This is a genomic window from Citrobacter sp. RHBSTW-01013, assembly GCF_013781985.1.
In the GTDB taxonomy this organism is placed as follows: Bacteria; Pseudomonadota; Gammaproteobacteria; order Enterobacterales; family Enterobacteriaceae; genus Citrobacter; species Citrobacter braakii.
The window spans coordinates 1,943,264-1,962,507 of the sequence record NZ_CP056185.1; the positions used below are offsets into that span (position 1 = coordinate 1,943,264).

Consider the following 19,244-nt stretch of genomic DNA (forward strand, 5'->3'; position numbering starts at 1 on the left):
AAAAACGCCGGGCGACAGCGTGGCGTTACCCGGCTGAGCGAGTCATTATCAGGTTTTATCTTTTATCGTCTGAGTTACACCATTGGTCTTAACTGAAGCAATACCGGTCTCGCGCGACTGTTCATTCGCATACAGTTGACTGCTACCAATAATCTGGTGGTTTGCTGCTTTCAGATTGAAATGCAATTTTCCATTAGCTGCCGTTTTTTTCTCGTAACGCTCGGCCAGAGGGCTGTTAGCCTGGACAGATGCGATCCCTTTTTCTGCCGCGCCTTTTGTCGTGTAAAGCTCACTGGTAAGGATAGTTTCCCCGTTTCCAGCCTTAAGAACAAAGCGGTACTGATCATCGCTACTCTTGCTTAATTCAAACCAACCAGCCATATGAACTCCTTGATTAAAGTTTTATATCAAACAGTTATTGACGACAGTGTTGCCACAAAGAGTATGAGCGATATTTGGAGAGTTGCTAGTCAACAGAACTCCACGAAGCCGCGGAGTCCTGCAGGACGGGAGTGTTTACGCAATCCGACAGGCGTCGGCTTCCCAGCGATACCCTACGCCATAGACCGCGCGGATAAACGACTGCTCCGCATCCAGCGATTCCAGCTTGCGTCGCAGGTTCTTAATATGGCTGTCGATGGTTCGGTCGGTAACGACACGGTAATCGTCATAGAGATGATTGAGCAACTGTTCACGGGAGAACACTTTTCCCGGTTCATGCGACAGCGTTTTGAGTAAGCGAAATTCAGCAGGCGTTAAGTCGAGCATTTTCCCACGCCAGGACGCCTGAAAACGACCTTCATCGACGATCAACGGGCTGTCAGCATCCATCTGTTGCAGTTCGCGCTGCGGCTTGCAACGGCGCAGAATCGTCTTCACGCGAGCAACAACTTCACGCGGGCTGTAGGGTTTGCAAATATAATCATCCGCACCGATCTCCAGCCCCAGCAGGCGATCAATTTCTTCTATCTTGGCGGTTACCATCATGATGGGGACTTCAGAGAATCGGCGGATTTCCCGGCACAGAGTCAGGCCGTCGGTACCAGGCAGCATCAGATCCAACAAGATCAGGTCGGGCGGCGTCTGACGCACGTAAGGAAGAACCAGATCGCCGTGGCTGATGAGCGTAGGAGCGTAGCTTGCCGCGCGCAGGTAGTCGATAAGCAGTTGCCCCAGCTTGGGCTCGTCTTCCACGATCAGAATACGCGGCGTGTTTTCATCAATGGGTAACTCAGTCATACATCTCTCTGTAAATCGCGTTCCAGCGGTAATGTTACTGTAATGCTAACCCCGCCAAAAGGCGAATGGGCGGCGCGAATCAGACCATTATGCGCCTGTACGATATTGACGCAAATTGCCAGCCCCAGCCCGGAACCACCGCTGGCACGGTTACGCGAGCCTTCGGTTCGATAAAATCGTTCAAACAGCTTCTGTAACTGGTCGTCACTTACGCCGGGAGCGGAATCAGCGAAGGTTAATAAAACCATACGCTCGCGTTGTTCGGCGCTGATGTGCAGCCCGCCGCCGCTGTCGGTGTAGCGCAGACTGTTTTCCAACAGATTGTTGAACAACTGCATCAGACGATCCCTGTCGCCAAATACCGTCATGCTGTCCGGGAGTGAAAGTTGTATCGTCAGTCCACGGCTGGCAAAGCGTTCACGAAATGCGCCACTTGCCACTTCCAACAGCGGGATGAGATCCAGCGATATTTTCTGGTAGGCCAGTGCGCCTTCATCGGACATGGAGAGCTGATGCAGATCGTCCACCAGCTTGGTGAGCGTACCCACTTCAGCTTGCAAAGAGGTAACGGAATCAGGGGTGAACTGGCGTACGCCATCCTGAATGGCTTCCAGTTCACCGCGCAACACCGCTAACGGCGTACGCAGTTCGTGAGAAATATCGGCCATAAAGTCACGCCGCATCTGCTGGTTTTTTTCCAGCGTACTGGCAAGCTGGTTGAAGTCCTGCGCCAGCTTGCCCAGTTCATCCGTACTGGTCGGCGCAACGCGAGTGGTGAAATCGCCAGCCGCCAGTTTGTGCGTGCCTTCTACCAACCGCTTGACCGGGGCCAGCAGACTGCGCGCCAGCGTAAACGTTGCCAGCGCCGCCAGGATCGTGGAGAGCGCGACGATGAGCCAACTGGAACGCCTTTGCTGCATGTCGAAATTGATATCCGTATTGCGCGTTAAGCGTTCCACGGGAGAGGCAATCACGGCACCGACTTCGCTACCGTTGACGCGGATCGGATGGCGCATACCGTCACGGGGGACCGGAGCACGCGGACCGACCAGCACGCGGGCATTTTGGTCGACAACCCAAAACTGCGTACGCCAGCCGTGCGGCGGCATGCCGGGGCCGGGTTTATCATCGTCGTTGTCGTGTTCAAAAGAGCGCAGGATCTGAAAAACAAACCGATCGTTATTGCGTAAGAATCGCCAGTTGCCGTGCTGTTCATACTGCTCGCTTAATGCGTCGCTGAGCATTTGCAGCCGCTGTTCGTTACCGTGCTTGATATAGTCAATAAAACCGCGTTCGAAGCTTATGCGTACGGCCCAGTGCATGCTGATCAGCAATACGATGCAGGTGGCGAAAATCGCCAGAAACAGTTTGCCGGTGATACCGGGCCGCCAGAACTTCATCAGGTGCTCCTTTTGCGCCGTGAAATCACCGCGTTGGTTTGCGTGTCGTTCGGCACGCGGGCAAAAATAATGGCAGGCAGCGCGATAATGAATGCGATGCACAGCCAGGTATACATAAAGACGGTATGCGTACTTCCGCTGTCGATGACGCTATGCTGCTGACCGAACATGCCTAGCAGCAGTCCCGCGATGGTCACCCCGATACTCATCGACAGCTGCATGATCATTGACAGCAGGCTGTTACCACTGCTGGCGAGATCGTCAGGCAGGTCTTTTAACGTCAGGGTGTTCATGGATGAAAAGCGCGTTGAGTTGACCATTCCCTGTAAGAACAGTACGAAGGGCAGGGCGTAATACCAGCCGAGCAGCGCGGTGGTCATCAGCAGCAGACTGACCAGCGACAGGCCAAGCGTTGTAGCGGCCAGTACGCGACGGTAGCCAAAGCGGTTAACGACCTGCACCACAATGCGCTTCATGCCCATACTGCCGAGCACCATCGGGATCATCATCAGCCCGGCATGAAAGGGCGAAAAACCGAGGCCTATTTGTAAAAACACCGGCGTCATAAACGGCAGCATACCGCTACCGATGCGTCCGGCAAAACTGCCGAAAAGACCCAGCGAGAAGGTCGGTGTGCGAAACAGATTCAGGCTGAACAGCGCGCGTGGATTACGATGGGCGTGTTTCAGATACAGCGCAATAGCCAGCACTCCGCAGATAACCAACGCTGCCAGCGAGATACTGGAGATGCCGGTTCCTTTACTGCCATCAAGCGCCAGCGTCAGTACCGCCATGCCGACTGCCAGCATCGCAAATCCGGAGAGATCGAAGCGTCGGGTTTGCATGGTGTAGTTGGGCATCAGCATTAACGTCGCTATCGCGCCGACAATGCCAACCGGAATGTTAATCAAAAATATCCAGTGCCAGGAGGCGTACTCAACCAGAATACCGCCTAATGCCGGTCCCAGTAGCGGGCCAATCTGACCGGGCAATGTGACAAACGTCATCGCCGCCATATATTGCTCACGCGGGACGATTTTCATCACCGTTAGCCTGCCGACCGGCACCATCATCGCACCGCCAACGCCTTGTAAGACGCGCGCCAACACCAGCTCGTTGAGTGTGCTGGACCCGGCGCAAAACAGCGAGCCAAGCGTAAACAGGATGATGGCGGTGAAGAAGATATTACGCACGCCAACTTTGTCCGCCAGCCATCCGCTGGCGGGCAGCATCACGGCAACGGTTAAAACATATGACACAATGACCATATGCATGTGTAACGGGCTTTCCCCGAGGCTTGCCGCCATCGAGGGAAGCGCAGTATTCACGATGGTGGTATCCAGCGACTGCATAAAAAAGCCGAATGCCACAATCCAAAGTTGCCAGCGGGTGCTGTCGGGAAGTTCTGTCATAACTCTGCTACCGGTTTGCTGTTTTTACGCGAAAAACGCAGACGCAGACGGTCGAAAAAGAGATAGACCACGGGCGTGGTGTACAGCGTCAGGAGTTGACTCACGACCAGCCCGCCGACAATGGTTATCCCCAAAGGTTGACGTAGTTCGGAGCCATCCCCGGCGGATAACACCAGCGGCAGCGCGCCAAACAACGCCGCCAGCGTGGTCATCATGATTGGGCGAAAGCGCAGCAGGCAGGCCTGGAAAATGGCTTCTTCCGGCTGCAGCTTGCCGTTTCTCTGCGCTTCCAGCGCAAAATCGACCATCATGATGGCATTTTTCTTCACAATGCCAATTAATAGCATTATCCCTATCAGGGCGATTAGGCTGAACGGGGCATTGAACAGCTCCAGCGCCAGCAAAGCCCCGACGCCAGCTGAAGGTAGCGTGGAGAGAATGGTCAGGGGATGAACATAGCTTTCATACAGCATACCCAGAACGATATAGACCGTGGCGATGGCGGCGATAATCAGGATCACCTGTGAGTTCATGGTGTCCTGAAATACCTGTGCCGTGCCGGCAAAGCTACCGCGAACCGTGGAGGGGACGCCGAGCTGGGTCATGGCTCTGTTGATAGCCTCTGTCGCCTCAGACAGTGAAGAACCTGTTGGCAGGTTAAACGACACGGTTGAGGCAGCGGACAAGCCCTGATGGTTTACCGACAGCGGGGCATTCGCCGGTTGCCATTTGGCAAAGTACGATAGCGGGATTGCCTTACCGTCATTGTTGATGACGAACATTTTATCCAGCGCGCTGATGTCCTGGGTGTAACGTCGATCGACCTCCATCACCACTTTGTACTGATTCATCGGTTGATAAATAGTTGAAATTTGCCGTTGTCCAAAAGCGTTGTTCAACAGGCTGTTAGCGGCTGCAACGTCGATCCCCAGACGAGACATGGTGTCGCGATCGTAGACCAGGTTCATTTCCGCGCCATTGTCCTGCTGATCGGAGTTGACATCCGCCAGTTGGGGCAGGGCGGCAAGCGCCTTACGGATCTTCGGTTCCCACTCGCGCAGTGCCGCCAGATCGTCGGAAAGCAATGTGTATTGATAGCTGGCATTGGCCTGGCGACCGCCGACGCGAATATCCTGCACCGCCATCAGAAACAGATTCGCGCCAGGCTCTTTTGCAAGCGCGACGCGCAGGCGGTCGATCACCTGCTGAGCGGTTTCACCGCGCTCATCGCGTGGCTTGAGGGTGATAAACATCATCCCGCTGTTAACCCGGGAACCGCCGGTGAAACCGGTGACGTTATTCACCGCCGGGTCGTCGCGGATGATCTTCATAAAGTCCTGCAGTTTGCCGCGCATCGCCTGGAAAGAGATGCTCTGGTCGGCCTGAATCCCCCCCATCAACACGCCCGTATCCTGCTCCGGGAAGAAGGTTTTGGGGATGGAAATATAAAGCCAGATATTCAGCGCAATGGTGCCAAGTAACACCACGCCTACCAGTCGCGTATGGCGCAGCACCCATTTAAGCGAAGTGCCGTAACTCTGTTGCAGTGCCACCAGCACACGACCAAAACCCCGTTTACGAGACTGTTCACGCGGGGCGCTGGATTTGAGCATCCAGCCACACATCATTGGCGTTAATGTCAGCGACACCAGCAGCGAGATACCGATAGCAACTGACAGCGTGACGGCAAATTCGCGCAGCAAGCGCCCAGGCAATCCGCCCATTAACAGCAGCGGGAGGAACACCGCTACCAGCGACAGGCTCATTGAGAGCACCGTGAATCCCACTTCGCGCGTACCTTGTAGCGCCGCCTGCAGTGGCTTCATTCCCGCTTCCAGGTGGCGGGCAATATTTTCCAGCACCACGATTGCGTCATCAACGACAAATCCCGTGGCAATGGTCAACGCCATTAATGACAGGTTGTTCAGGCTGAATCCGCACAGATACATGGCGGCAAAGGTACCGATCAGCGAGACTGGAACCGCTACCGCAGGGATCAGGGTCGCGCGCCCGGAGCGCAGGAAAACAAAGACCACCAGGATAACCAGCGCAACGGAGATAATCAGCGTCTGTTCGACTTCCTCCAGCGAGGCGCGAATGGTCGGTGAACGGTCCTGGGCAATTTGCAGATCGATGGCGGCCGGGACCAGCGTTTGTAACTCCGGTAATTTGGCCCGAATGCTGTCTACCGTCTGAATAATATTGGCTTCTGGCAACTTGCGGATCATCAGCAGGATAGCCGGTTTTGCGTTGGTCATCCCCGCGTTACGTACGTCCTGCACCGAGTCGCTCACAGACGCAACATCGCCCAGCCGCACCGCAGCGCCGTTATTGTAGTGGATGATAATCGGCTGGTACTCGGCGGCGGTTTTCAGCTCATCGTTGGTTTGTACCTGCCAGCGATGGGTATCATTCTCGATAGCTCCCTGCGGCTTACGCACATTGGCGTTAGCAATCGCGCTACGCACGTCGTCCAGCGACACGCCCTGATTAAACAGCGCTTGCGGATTAAGCCCTACGCGCACGGCAGGCAGAGAGCTGCCCCCAACATCGACGTCACCCACGCCGTCGATTTGCGCGATGGTCTGTGCTAGTTGGGTTGATGCGAAATCGTACAGCTCACCCTGCGAGTAGGTGTCCGACGTGAGCGTCAGGATCATGATTGGCGCATCGGAAGGGTTGGCTTTGCGGTACGTGGGGCGGCTTGGCATGCCGCTGGGTAGCAGGCTTTGCGCTGCGTTAATCGCGGCCTGAACATCCCGCGCCGCGCCATTGATGTCACGGTCGAATTTGAATTCAAGAATAATGCGCGTACTGCCAAGGGAACTACTCGAGGTCATTTCGTTCACGCCCGCGATGCGCCCCAGTGAGCGCTCCAGCGGGGTGGCTACCGAAGACGCCATCGTTTCAGGGGAGGCGCCGGGTAATGATGCGCTGACCATGATCACCGGGAAATCCACCTGCGGCAGCGGAGCTACCGGCAGCAGACGAAAGCCCAGTATCCCGCACAGGGTGATGGCCACCGAAATGAGAATGGTCGCCACCGGACGATGAATGAAAAGCGCGAAAAATTTCATCTACGCTTCCTCTTCCTGACGCGGGAAGCGGCTTTTCACGTACAGTGACAGACTGTCAAACAGCAGATAAATCACCGGGGTGGTAAACAGGGTTAATACCTGGCTTACCAGCAGACCGCCGACCATACCAATTCCTAATGGACGACGTAATTCGGCCCCCACGCCGGTACTTAACATCAGCGGCAACGCGCCGAGCAGTGCCGCCAGCGTAGTCATCAGAATCGGGCGAAAACGCAGCAGACAGGCCTGGAAAATAGCGTCGCGTGGGGTCATGCCCTGTTCGCGCTCCGCGGCAAGGGCGAAGTCGATCATCATGATGGCGTTTTTCTTGACGATACCGATGAGCAAAATAATGCCGATAATCGCGATGACGTCCAGTTCACTGCCGGCAATCATTAACGCCAGGAGGGCGCCGACGCCCGCCGTGGGTAGCGTGGAGAGAATGGTAATCGGGTGAATAAAGCTCTCATACAGCACGCCGAGGACGATATACATCGCGACAACCGCAGCCACAATCAACCAGATGGTATTACCCAGCGCGGCCTGGAAAGCGAGCGTACTGCCCTGGAACTGGGTGGTAATATTTGCTGGCAGGTTGAGCGTTTTTTCGGCATCCAGAATTGCCTGCACCGCATCGCCCAGCGAATGACCGTCCGGTACGTTGAACGAGATGGTGGTGACCGGGAACTGATCGAGGTGGTTAATCGACAGCGGAGCGAAACGCTGTTCAATGCTGGCGATTGCGCTGAGCGGAACCACGCCGCCGTCGCTGCTGGTCAGACGGATAGTGTCCAGTGCAGCAAGTCCCAGCGTACTATTGGTGTCATGTTCCAACACGACGCGATACTGGTTGGCCTGGGTGTAGATGGTTGAAATCAGTCGCTGGCCGAAGGCGTTGTACAGGGCGTTATCGACATCCGCCATGCTGATGCCTAAACGGCTGGCGCTATCGCGATTGACGTTCACATACGCCACCAGCCCTTTGTCCTGCCAGTCGCTACTGACATCAGACAGTTGCGGTAGCTGGTGAAGTTTTTCTAACAGCTGTGGAACCCAGGTGCTGAGAGCATCAAGGGACGTTGCTTGCAGCGTAAACTGATATTGCGTCCGGCTGACCTGGGTATCAATCGTCAGGTCCTGGGTGGGCTGAAGATAGAGATCAACGCCGGGTACTCTGTCAACCGCGTCCTGTAGGCGTGCGATCACTTTCTGCACGCGATCGTCGCGATCGTCCAGCGGCTTAAGGTTGATTTGCAGACGCGCGCTGTTCAATGCCGGATTAGTACCATCCACGCCGACAAAAGCGGTCAGGCTCTCTACCGCCGGATCTCGAAGGATGACATCGGAAACCTGGCGCTGGCGCTGGGCCATGCTGGCAAATGAACTGGACTGCGGCGCCTGCAGCGTACCCTGGATGATGCCGTTGTCCTGGATCGGGAAGAACCCTTTGGGGATAAAGACCCATAACATAACGCTCAGTGCCAGCGTGCCGAGCGCCACGCCCAGCGTGAGCCACGGATGGTTCAGCACTTTTGCCAGCCAGTGACCGTACCCGGCAATGACGCGATCGAACATACGCTCCGAGGCGCGGGAGAAGCGGTTTTGCTTACGCAACGAGGCCTGATTAAGCATGCGCGCGCACATCATCGGCGTGAGGGTGAGCGAGACGACGGCGGAAATCAGAATTGCCACGGCCAGCGTAACGGCAAACTCGCGGAATAATCGGCCAACGATATCACCCATAAACAACAGCGGGATCAGCACGGCGATTAGCGAAAATGTCAGAGAGATGATGGTAAAACCAATCTCACCAGCCCCCTTCAGGGCGGCAGTCAGCGGTTTTTCGCCTTTTTCGATATAGCGAGAAATATTCTCGATAACCACGATAGCGTCATCCACTACGAATCCTGTCGCGATGGTTAGCGCCATTAGGGTCAGGTTATTGATGGAGAAATCAAGAAATACCATCACCGCGAAGGTGCCGATGAGCGACAGCGGAACGGCGACCGCAGGAATAATCGTCGCCGGAATATTGCGCAGGAACAGGTAGATGATCATCACCACCAGCGCAATCGCCAGCATTAGCTCAAACTGGGTGTCTGCAACGGACGCACGAATATTGGTCGTACGATCCGAAAGCACGCTGACCTTAACTGATTTGGGCAGGCTTTCGGTGAGCTGCGGCAGCATTTGACGGATACTGTCTGCCGTGGAGATGATGTTCGCCCCAGGCTGGCGCTGAACATTCATTACAATGGCTTGTTGCTTATTGGCCCATGCGCCCAGCCAGCTATTTTCTGCCCCTTGTTCGACGGTGGCGACATCGCCCAGACGAACCGGCGCACCGTTTTTATAGGCCACGATGAGCTGGCGATATTCGTCTGCGGACTGCATCTGGTCGTTGGCGGAAAGGGTGACAGCACGCGTTGGTCCATCAAGACTCCCTTTTGCCGAATTGACGTTAGCCCCGGTAATGGCTGTACGGATGGTTTCGCTGGTCAGACCGAGTGCGGCAATAGCCTGTGCGTTAAGCTTCACGCGGACCGCCGGCCGTTGCCCGCCGGAAAGTGTTACCAGACCGACACCGGAAACCTGAGAGATTTTCTGCGCGACGCGGGTTTCGACCATATCTTCCACCTGCGTCATCGGCATGGCGCTGGACGTGACCGCCAGCGTCATGATCGGTGGATCTGCCGGGTTTACCTTGCTGTAGACCGGCGGGTTGGGCAGATCGCCCGGTAATAAATTGGTGGCGGCGTTAATCGCAGCCTGAACTTCCTGCTCGGCAACATCCAGCGGCAGCGTCAGTTGAAACTGCAACGTGACGACCGATGCGCCGCCGGAACTTTGCGAGGACATCTGTTTTAAGCCGGACATCTGTCCGAACTGACGCTCAAGCGGCGCGGTTACCGCCGAGGTCATGACGTCCGGGCTGGCGCCCGGGTACAGCGTAACGACCTGAATCGTGGGGTAATCGACTTCCGGTAAGGCGGCGATCGGCAGGAAACGATAACCGATAATACCGGCAAGCAAAATCGCGACCATCAGCAGCGTGGTGGCGACAGGTCGCAGAATAAACAGGCGTGATGGCCCGCCTGTGTTGTGCGGAGGTAACACCTGCATCAGGAGTTAGCTCCTTTTTTGCCGTATCCGCGGGGCGCAGTTTTCTCATCCTGAGCAGAGGCGTCATGCGCCTCTACGACTTCTACTTTTGCGCCTTCCGTCAGGCGGTCAATACCGTCGGTTATGACCCGATCGCCTGCGGACAACCCGGCGGCGATCACTACTTTTTGGCTATCCTGAATACCTGGTTTAACCAGATGTTTGCTCACTTTATTCTCGCTGTTCAGCACCCAGACAAAATGGCCCTCATTGCCCATCTGCAGGGCGGCCGTTGGGATCACCACGGCGTTTTGTTCCGTGTCGACCAGCATGCGGGCGTTAACGAACTGGTTAGGGAATAAAGCATCATCCTGATTGTCAAAACGGGCTTTAACTTTGATGGTTCCGGTCGTGGCATCAATCTGATTGTCGAGACTGAGCAGGACGCCTTCGCTCAGTTTTTGCGAATTGGTTCGGTCCCAGGCTTCGACCTTTAACGGAGTCCCCGATTTTTGCGCCCGCAACACGGTGGCAATGTCGTTTTCAGGCAAGGTGAATATCAGGTCGATAGGATGGGTTTGCGTAATGACGACGATTCCGGTGGTATCGCCGCTGGAAATTTGGTTACCGACGTCGACCTGCTTCAGACCGACACGCCCCTCTACAGGCGCGGTTATCCGGCTCCAGTCAAGCTGCAATTGGGCGCTGGCGACGCTGGCTTCATCGGCTTTGATTGTCCCTAACGTTTCATTTACCAGCGCCTGCTGGGCATCCAGCTCCTGGCGGGAGACCAGATTAGTTTTCACCAGCTGTTGATAGCGGGCAAGATCGCGACGGGCATTTGCCAGCGTGGCTTTATCTTTGGCCAGTTGGCCCTGCGCCTGAGCCAGAGCAACTTTGAACTGGCTGGGATCTATCTCTGCCAGCAGGTCGCCGGCTTTTACCTGCTGTCCTTCCTCGAAGTGTAAGGCAATGAGCTGACCATCCACCCGGCTACGTACCGTGGCGGTATTTGCGGCAGTAATGGTACCCAGCCCTGTCAGGTAACGCGGAACGGCTTCCATGGCGGCGGTGGCAGCCTGAACGGGAGCCAACGGCCCGGAGCGCATTCCACGCCGTCCCGAACCTGGCGTGTGCTGCGCTGGTTTGGTAGCGCCCGGTGCGTTTTCCTGGGCGTCGTTACGGCTTTGCCAGAACCAGATGGCGGCGACGGTGGCCACAACGATCGCGATTGCTATCACCCAGCGGGATTTTTTACTGCCTTTCATTGTTATAAGTTTCTCATCCTGAAACGATTCGCGGAATGATACTAGTTTAGCCAGCGAACAAGGGAGAAAAATGGAGGAATTATGAAACACTGTCGGGATTCGTCTGAATGCTGATGCGGCTTTGCGAAGCGTTACGCAACAATCGGTGGTGAAAATAGCGAATACGTGATTGTGCGTTAGAGCGCTGACAAGGCAAAAAGGAGGAGAGCCAGAGATTTCAGCGGAACGCTGGTACGGAAAAGCCCCTCCCGAGGAAGGGGCCAAAATAGGGAAAGGGTTATGATGAAGCAGGTCATCATCCTGGTGATACTCTTAGTGATTAGCTTACCGGCTTACTAAGACACCAGGAGGAGGGGAAGCCCTCCCTAACCCTCACTCCTGAAATTAAGCCACAGCAATGGTGATGTCAATACGCGTACTTTTCAGCATGCGAGCCGCTTAGCGGAAAACAACGTCAGCCCAGCGGGCCAGTCCGGCAGTAACGGAACCGAAATCATCGCCCCCCGCGATCGGAATCCCGGGAAGTTGCTGGGCGAGGGCTTTTTTAATCAGCGGCGAACGCGCGCTACCGCCGGTCAGGTAAATCACGTCCGGTTTTTCCTGCGCGTTTTCCAGCGCCAGTTGAACCTGCTCCAGAATGCGCGCCAGGGGCTGATTGAGCGCAGCTTCCAGCCCGTGTTGACTGATATCGGTTGCCAGCGTGTTGCTGATAAACGGTATCGCCGCCGTCACAATGGTCTGATCGGAAAGCGCGATTTTGCTCTCTTCTGCGCTGCGCACCAGGCGATAGCTCAGACGCTCGCGCCAGACTTTAAGCAGTAGGGCGACTTTATCGGCTTCTTTCGCGTCGCGGACAAGATCGTTGAGCAAGCGACCGTTGGCGCTACTGTAGAAGTCACTTTGCGCGGGAACATCGTTGATCGCGACCGCGTTCCACCAGGGCAGAATAGGTAAGGCGATCCCTTTTTCCGTTTCCCCCCCCATACCGAGCAGCGGCATCAGATGTTTAAACGCCAGCGCAATATCCAGATCGTTCCCGCCAACGCGGCAGCCGCTGTGCCCCAGCAGGCTGTTTTCGCGATCGGCGCGCTGATGCCATTGCGGCCCCATCAGCAGCAGTGAACAGTCGGTTGTACCCCCGCCAATATCCACCACCAGCACGCGTTTTTCTTCCTGCAGCGTGGCTTCGTAATCCAGACCAGCCGCTACCGGCTCGTACTGGAAGACGACATCCTGAAAACCGGCGCGTTTAGCCGCACGTTCAAGAATACCCTGCGCCTGGGCGTTGGCGTCATCGCCCCCTAACCCCTGGAAGTTGATGGGACGACCAATAACGGCCTGGGTGATGGCTTCCGGCAACTGATTTTGTGCCTGGTTGCGTATGTGCAGCATCATCGCGCAGACCAGATCTTCAAACAGCGCAACCTGCTGCGGCTTCAGACCGCTGGCACCCAAAAATGATTTTGGCGATTTAACGAAATACACCTCTTCCGGGTCTTCAATATATTGACCCAGCGATGCCAGACCGAACTGCACGCTGTTGGCGTTAACGTCGATGTCTTCTTCGCGGTTATAGCGCATCGCGCGGCGAAGCAGCGCCTGCGTTTCGTCGTCCGTGGTTGGGATGTCGTGATGGCGATACAGCCACTCGCTGACCGCTTCGCGAGTTGGCGCGCACAGCATTGAAGGCAGAAGCGTGCTGTTATTTTCCATTTTGAGCAGGTGAGGCTGCCCGTCACGCATAACGGCCACTGAACAGTTTGCCGTACCGTAGTCAAAACCAATAAACACCGTAAAAATCCCCATGCCAGTGAAGAAGGGGCGTGACTTTAACGAAATGTTGACGCTCCGACAACTGGAATATGAAAGCAAGGCGCATCGATTGAATACCGTTTATGCTGTAGGTTTGCATAAAAAGGAAAACTGAATGTTCACGCTGAGCTGGCAACCGCCTTATGACTGGCCCTGGATGCTGGGATTTCTTGCCGCCCGTGCGGTTGACGGTGTCGAAACGGTGGAGGAACTGAGTTATACCAGAAGCCTGTCCGTAGGGGAGCATCGGGGTCTGGTGCGCGTCGTACCGGATTTGCACGCCAATGTGCTACACGTGACGTTAAGTTCGGGATTACAACCCGCCGCCCCCGAGTGCCTGGCGAAAATAACCCGTTTGTTTGATCTTACTTGTTGCCCGCAGCAAATTGTCAGCGCGCTGGGAAGCCTTGGTGCGGCGCGTCCGGGACTGCGCCTGCCGGGATGTGTCGATGCTTTTGAGCAAGGGGTACGGGCGATTTTAGGGCAGTTAGTCAGCGTGGCTATGGCGGCAAAACTGACGGCGAAAGTCGCGCATGCTTATGGCGACACGCTGGAGGGTGCGCCAGGGTATGTTTGTTTTCCCACGCCTGAAGCGCTTGCTGACGCCGAACCGCTGCACCTGAAAGCGTTAGGGATGCCGCTCAAACGCGCTGAAGCGTTGATTCACCTGGCGCGTGCAACGCTTGAAGGAACGCTTGCGACAGAAGCGCCTGACGATATTGAGCAAGGCGTTAAGCAACTACAAACGTTTCCCGGAATAGGGCGCTGGACCGCCAACTATTTTGCGCTGCGTGGTTGGCAGGCGAAGGATGTTTTTCTGCCGGATGATTATCTGATTAAACAGCGTTTTCCCGGCATGACGCCAGCCCAGATCCGGCGGTATGCAGAGCGTTGGAAACCCTGGCGCTCCTATGCACTCTTGCATATCTGGTACACGGATGGCTGGCAACCGTCAGTTGATGGCGAAATTACTGGTATTCAGTAGCAGATCCAACGGTTGGGCGTTGGCAATAATGTCGCCATAAATCATGTCAATACCGATGCCAGAAAGCGCATCCATGATAAGCGGCAACTGCACCGGACCGGCGATGCTTTTAATGTCCAGACGCTGGGCATGGCCCTGGATAATGGACACCCACATCTCGTCAATCAGGTCTCCGTGAGCGCTGGCGCTTAGTTCGCTGTCAAGCAACAGGTAATCGACAATGCGGTATTTCAGATTGTCAAAAAGCTCTAAATCACGACCGACCTGACTTAACACAATTCGACAACCGAACTGACGTAGCCGATGCAGGGCGGATATCGCCTGCGTTGGATTCGTTTTAATGACGCTGGCCGGAACGGTCAGGTGCAGCAGGCGTGGCGGTAACGGGCTATGTTGCAATTGTTCCAGCAGCTCATCAACAAGTTCTGAATTGAGCAGCCCGGCGGCGGAAAGGGGGAGCGCAACACTGAGGCCCTTGCTGGCGACTGCCGGGGCAGCATTCTGGAAGAATTCGCTGAATACCCGACGGTCGAGCGCTTGATTCAATGTGGGATCGACCAGCCCGGTACGGAATGTCTGCTCTTCAATCACTTCGCCTTCAGCGGTCCCTAAGCGTAGCGATATAAGCCAGAAGCTAAACGTCTCAGGTATACGTGGAGAAGCCACGCCTCTGGCGATCATCAGCATCGGGCTGTGCATAATGGTATGCTTTTGTTCGTCCAATGACAGTTGGCTACGCGCGGCATGCGCCTGGCTTTGCTGGGGTTCATAGACGCAGACACGCCCACGTCCGCTGTTTTTCGCCGCGTAGCAGGCGATATCCGCCTGAGACATGACGTCAGTCGCAACATGGTTTTTGTCATCAATCAGCGTAATTCCCGCACTGGCGCCAATGCGGTGCAAGCGGCCATCCCACATGAAGTGGTAATCGTTAATAGCACTGATGATGCGACCTGAGATGAAGCGGGCGCTTTCGATATTACAATCCGGCAGCAACAGACCAAACTCGTCGCCGCCAAGGCGCGCCAGCATATCGCTGGACCGCAGCATGCTTAGCATCAGTGAAGAGAGTTCGCGCAGCAGGGCATCGCCTGCGGCATGCCCTGCGCTATCGTTCACCGCTTTAAAACGATCAAGATCGATAAAAACCAGCACATGACTCTGGTGCGCGTCGTGTACCGTATGCAGCAACTGTTTGAGATGGTTTTCAAAGCTGACCCGATTGGCCAACTGCGTCAGGTCGTCATGCGAAGCGCTGTAGCTAAGCTGGCGCAGCATCTTACGTGACTCGGTGACATCCTGAATGACCAGCACCGAGCCAATGCTGCCGCCATCAAGGGTGCTGAGGGGCGTGATGCTGTACTGAATGTCATAACTGTTGCCGTTGCGACAATGCAGGACGACTTCCTGCTCCATTGCCTTACGTGACATGTCGGCACTGTAGATATTTTCCATCAGCGGACCGTTATCGCCGAAAGTAATACGCAGTACTGTCAGGAGCGGAATGCCAATTGCGTTTTCCTGCTGCCAGCCGCTCATTTTCTCAGCGACCGGATTCATAAAGGTCACATTCATGTCGACATCAATACAAATCACCGCCTCGCCGATGGAGTCCAGCGTAATATGCAAACGCTCTTTTTCTTGAAACAGCGCTTCGTTGAGCTGCTTCACCTCGGTCATATCCATATTGATGCCAAGTAAGCGTTCAACTTCACCGTCTTTATTCAGTACCCGGTTGGCCAACGAGCGGATATGCCGTATGCCACCTTTTACTGCGATACGAAACTCAAGCTTAAATGGGGCTCGTGCGGCCAGCGAATCGCGAATCACATTTTCGGCGTGTTCGCGATCTTCAGGCACAACGCATTCATACCAGACTTGCCAGCTGGGCTTGATATGTGCCGGGACTTCATAGAGATCGAACATACGCTTATCCCAACTGATCACATCAGGCTGCAGTTCCCATTCCCAAATGCCGATCCCCCCGGCTTCATTAGCGAGCGTAATGCGCTCCATCAGCCGTTTGTTCATCCACTCGGTGTGCTTCAGATCGTTAATATCCTCAATCTGAGCAATAAAGTAGAGTGGGGTGGTGTCGCTATGGCGCACCAGCGAAACGGCCAGCAAAGCCCATACCACCTCGCCCGCGCGCGTGTAATAGCGCTTCTCCATGGAATAGCTGTTAATTTCCCCGCGTGCCAGCATGTTCAACTGTTCGAGGTCATTGTTCAAATCTTCCGGCCAGGTTAATTGCTGGAAGGTGAGCGAACGTAGCTCCTCCTGGCTATAACCCAGAAACTGGCACAAGGCTTTATTGGCCTGTAGCCATTGCCCCTCGGTCCCGACCAGCGCCATGCCAATTGCGGAATATTCCATAGCATTGCGAAAGCGCGCTTCGCTTTCTGAGATGTGCTTGCGTTCAGCCCGAAACGCGTACATCACCATGGTCATCATATTGGCTGGCAACAGGATCATCAAAAACGGCAGCCACGGTATGCTGGTCATCATGTTCTGTTTGGGGGTGTAGAGCAGCGAAGGGTCAGCGGCCAACATCAGCGAAACCATCATCACGGTGCTGAGGAAAATTAAAAATGCCTCCATACGCGGCAGACGGACAGCGCTCCACATCAACAGGACAATAACGCAGGTAAACGGCCATGGAATGAACATCATCGACAGCCAACTGAACGTTAACGTCACCAGAAGCGTAATCAGAGTTTCAAGCAGTAATCGCGGATTGCGGTGGCGCAGCAGATAATGTGGCTTAAACAGTAAACCTAATGGTACCAGCGCCAGCGCGCCGATGGATTCTGACAGCACCCAAATGAGGAAGGTATTTAACGACGTTTCTTGCGGTAATAATAACCAGAGTAATACGCCGCCCAGCAGCGGAGGGACCACTGCGCTGCCGAATGCCAGGCGCGCCCAGTCGTTGAGATTTTGTAAAGGATTGTACCAGGGCAGCAGTTTGCGCAATAACATTGCCCCCACGACAGCCTCAATAATGTTGATGGCCGTGTAGGTAAAGCTAAGCGACTCTCCGGGGAAGAAGAGCAAAGAACCCGCGATGTTACCCAATGAGCACGCCAGCGCGATCCCCGGCCACATTTTTCCCGCATGACGGTAAAAAGCCACCATCATGATTGAGGTCGGAAACCACAGCGGCGCCAGCTGCGCCCCGAAACGAGACAGTTCCAGCGAGAACAGCGTAAAGATGAAAGCCACCAGACCTAAACTGGCCAGGCGCAGTAGAGGATGAGGTAAGGTAACTAAAACATGTTGGGATTGTTTACTCATTACCACTCTACCCAAATAGCCGTTGTCGCCCAGTAGAGATGCCGGACGCATCACATTTAATCTGGGTTTATGCTAGTACAAATAATTTACAATTTATACGCCAGCTGCTCATAAATTAACACTCTCAAGCTATTAATTACTAAGGCTGGCGAATAAATGTAGCGCATGCTTTAAATATGACCGTTTTAATTTGCGACAGGGAAGGCATTGGTGCAGCCTGGGCTGGCGTCGCGCCGCTGAAATCCCTATAATTGCCGCGTTTGGCGTTTCGGCGCCGCCCTTCCTAACATCCAGGTTAATCAGGTCGCTAAATTTATGACTGATCAGTCCCATCAGTGCGTCATTATCGGCATTGCCGGCGCATCGGCTTCCGGCAAGAGTCTTATTGCCAGTACTCTTTATCGCGAATTGCGTGAACAAGTCGGTGACGAACATATTGGCGTTATTCCCGAAGACAGCTATTACAAAGATCAAAGCCATCTATCGATGGAAGAGCGTGTAAAAACCAACTACGACCATCCGAACGCGATGGATCACAGCCTGCTGTTCCAACATCTGCAAACGCTGAAACGCGGTAGTGCCATTGAGCTGCCGGTGTACAGCTACGTTGAGCACACGCGCACGCAAGACACTATTCATATCGAACCCAAGAAAGTCATCATCCTGGAAGGCATTTTGCTGCTGACGGATGCGCGTTTGCGTGATGAGATGAACTTCTCTATTTTTGTTGATACCCCGCTGGATATTTGCCTGATGCGCCGTATCAAGCGCGATGTGAACGAACGTGGTCGTTCAATGGATTCAGTGATGGCGCAATATCAGAAAACCGTCCGTCCAATGTTCCTGCAATTTATTGAGCCTTCAAAACAATACGCCGACATCATTGTGCCGCGCGGGGGTAAAAACCGCATCGCCATCGATATTCTGAAGGCTAAAATCAGTCAGTTCTTTGAATAAGTTCAGCGAATTGTGTACCGTTCAGTGTTAACCTGGTTCACCCTTAATGCACCTGGCATTAAGGGGTTGAAGCACGAAAGGAGAAAGTGCCATGCGTTTATGTGACCGAGATATTGAAGCCTGGTTGGATCAAGGTCGTCTGTCGATCAATCCACGCCCTCCTGTCGAGCGAATCAACGGCGCCACGGTAGATGTGCGCCTTGGCAACAAATTCCGTACGTTCCGCGGGCATACGGCGGCGTATATCGATCTGAGCGGACCGAAAGATGAAGTCAGCGCCGCGCTGGATCGCGTGATGAGTGATGAAATCGTCCTCAAAGACGGCGAGGCATTTTTCCTGCATCCGGGCGAACTGGCGCTGGCAGTGACGTTCGAATCCGTGACGCTGCCTTCCGATCTTGTGGGTTGGTTAGATGGCCGTTCTTCGCTGGCGCGTCTGGGACTGATGGTACACGTCACCGCACACCGTATCGATCCGGGCTGGTCTGGCTGCATCGTACTGGAGTTTTACAACTCCGGAAAACTACCGCTGGCCCTGCGTCCTGGCATGCCGATTGGCGCATTAAGCTTCGAACCGCTTTCCGGTCCGGCGGCGCGACCTTACAACCGTCGTCAGGATGCAAAGTATCGCGATCAGCAGGGCGCCGTTGCCAGCCGGATCGATAAAGACTGAGTATTTTCAGTCCATTGGGGAT

At 54.9% G+C, this 19,244-nt stretch carries 13 protein-coding genes; 4 read left to right on the forward strand and 9 right to left on the reverse strand.

The window, feature by feature from the left end:
* Positions 1–48 precede the first annotated feature (48 nt).
* The 7 genes from HV350_RS09385 to HV350_RS09415 all read right to left on the reverse strand — a co-directional run bounded on the left by HV350_RS09385 (position 49) and on the right by HV350_RS09415 (position 11,498).
* Complete coding sequence (locus tag HV350_RS09385; protein WP_019077150.1) at positions 49–381, reverse strand: YegP family protein; 333 nt, start codon at positions 379–381, stop codon at positions 49–51.
* Between the two features lie 135 nt (positions 382–516).
* Complete coding sequence (baeR, locus tag HV350_RS09390; RefSeq protein WP_019077149.1) at positions 517–1,239, reverse strand: two-component system response regulator BaeR; 723 nt, start codon at positions 1,237–1,239, stop codon at positions 517–519.
* Positions 1,236–2,639 carry a two-component system sensor histidine kinase BaeS gene (gene baeS / locus HV350_RS09395; protein WP_181630318.1) on the reverse strand — a complete coding sequence of 468 codons (1,404 nt, stop codon included), beginning with the start codon at positions 2,637–2,639 and terminating at the stop codon, positions 1,236–1,238. Before baeS ends, baeR begins: the two co-directional genes overlap by 4 nt.
* Entirely contained in the window at positions 2,639–4,051 is a 1,413-nt protein-coding gene (locus HV350_RS09400; RefSeq protein WP_181630319.1) for an MFS transporter, read from the reverse strand. The genes baeS and HV350_RS09400 overlap by 1 nt, the downstream gene beginning before the upstream one ends.
* Positions 4,048–7,128, reverse strand: a complete 3,081-nt coding sequence (mdtC, locus tag HV350_RS09405) for a multidrug efflux RND transporter permease subunit MdtC (protein ID WP_181630321.1) — start codon at positions 7,126–7,128, stop codon at positions 4,048–4,050. Before mdtC ends, HV350_RS09400 begins: the two co-directional genes overlap by 4 nt.
* Positions 7,129–10,251: an MdtB/MuxB family multidrug efflux RND transporter permease subunit gene (locus HV350_RS09410; protein WP_181630322.1), complete on the reverse strand. Its 3,123-nt coding sequence runs from the start codon at positions 10,249–10,251 to the stop codon at positions 7,129–7,131.
* Complete coding sequence (locus tag HV350_RS09415) at positions 10,251–11,498, reverse strand: MdtA/MuxA family multidrug efflux RND transporter periplasmic adaptor subunit (protein ID WP_047414001.1); 1,248 nt, start codon at positions 11,496–11,498, stop codon at positions 10,251–10,253. The genes HV350_RS09410 and HV350_RS09415 overlap by 1 nt, the downstream gene beginning before the upstream one ends.
* Before the next feature lie 279 nt (positions 11,499–11,777).
* On the opposite strand from HV350_RS09415, the gene HV350_RS09420 reads away from it, so the two are divergent.
* Positions 11,778–11,837 (forward strand): type I toxin-antitoxin system Ibs family toxin, encoded by a 60-nt coding sequence (locus tag HV350_RS09420; RefSeq protein ID WP_109017525.1) that lies wholly within the window; start codon positions 11,778–11,780, stop codon positions 11,835–11,837.
* 99 nt (positions 11,838–11,936) lie between these two features.
* Here the strand turns inward: HV350_RS09420 and yegD are convergent, their stop codons facing one another.
* A complete protein-coding gene (yegD, locus tag HV350_RS09425) occupies positions 11,937–13,289 on the reverse strand; it encodes a molecular chaperone (RefSeq protein WP_016156931.1) in 1,353 nt (450 codons plus the stop codon).
* Between the two features lie 136 nt (positions 13,290–13,425).
* Between yegD and alkA the strand changes: the two genes are divergently transcribed.
* Positions 13,426–14,295, forward strand: a complete 870-nt coding sequence (gene alkA, locus HV350_RS09430; protein ID WP_181630324.1) for a DNA-3-methyladenine glycosylase 2 — start codon at positions 13,426–13,428, stop codon at positions 14,293–14,295.
* On the opposite strand, the gene HV350_RS09435 is transcribed toward alkA, so the two are convergent.
* Positions 14,263–17,592, reverse strand: a complete 3,330-nt coding sequence (locus HV350_RS09435; protein ID WP_181630326.1) for a diguanylate cyclase — start codon at positions 17,590–17,592, stop codon at positions 14,263–14,265. The genes alkA and HV350_RS09435 overlap by 33 nt on opposite strands.
* 315 nt (positions 17,593–17,907) lie before the next feature.
* On the opposite strand from HV350_RS09435, the gene udk reads away from it, so the two are divergent.
* Entirely contained in the window at positions 17,908–18,549 is a 642-nt protein-coding gene (gene udk, locus HV350_RS09440; protein ID WP_003036776.1) for a uridine kinase, read from the forward strand.
* Between the two features lie 91 nt (positions 18,550–18,640).
* Complete coding sequence (dcd, locus tag HV350_RS09445; protein ID WP_016153598.1) at positions 18,641–19,222, forward strand: dCTP deaminase; 582 nt, start codon at positions 18,641–18,643, stop codon at positions 19,220–19,222.
* Positions 19,223–19,244 lie beyond the last annotated feature (22 nt).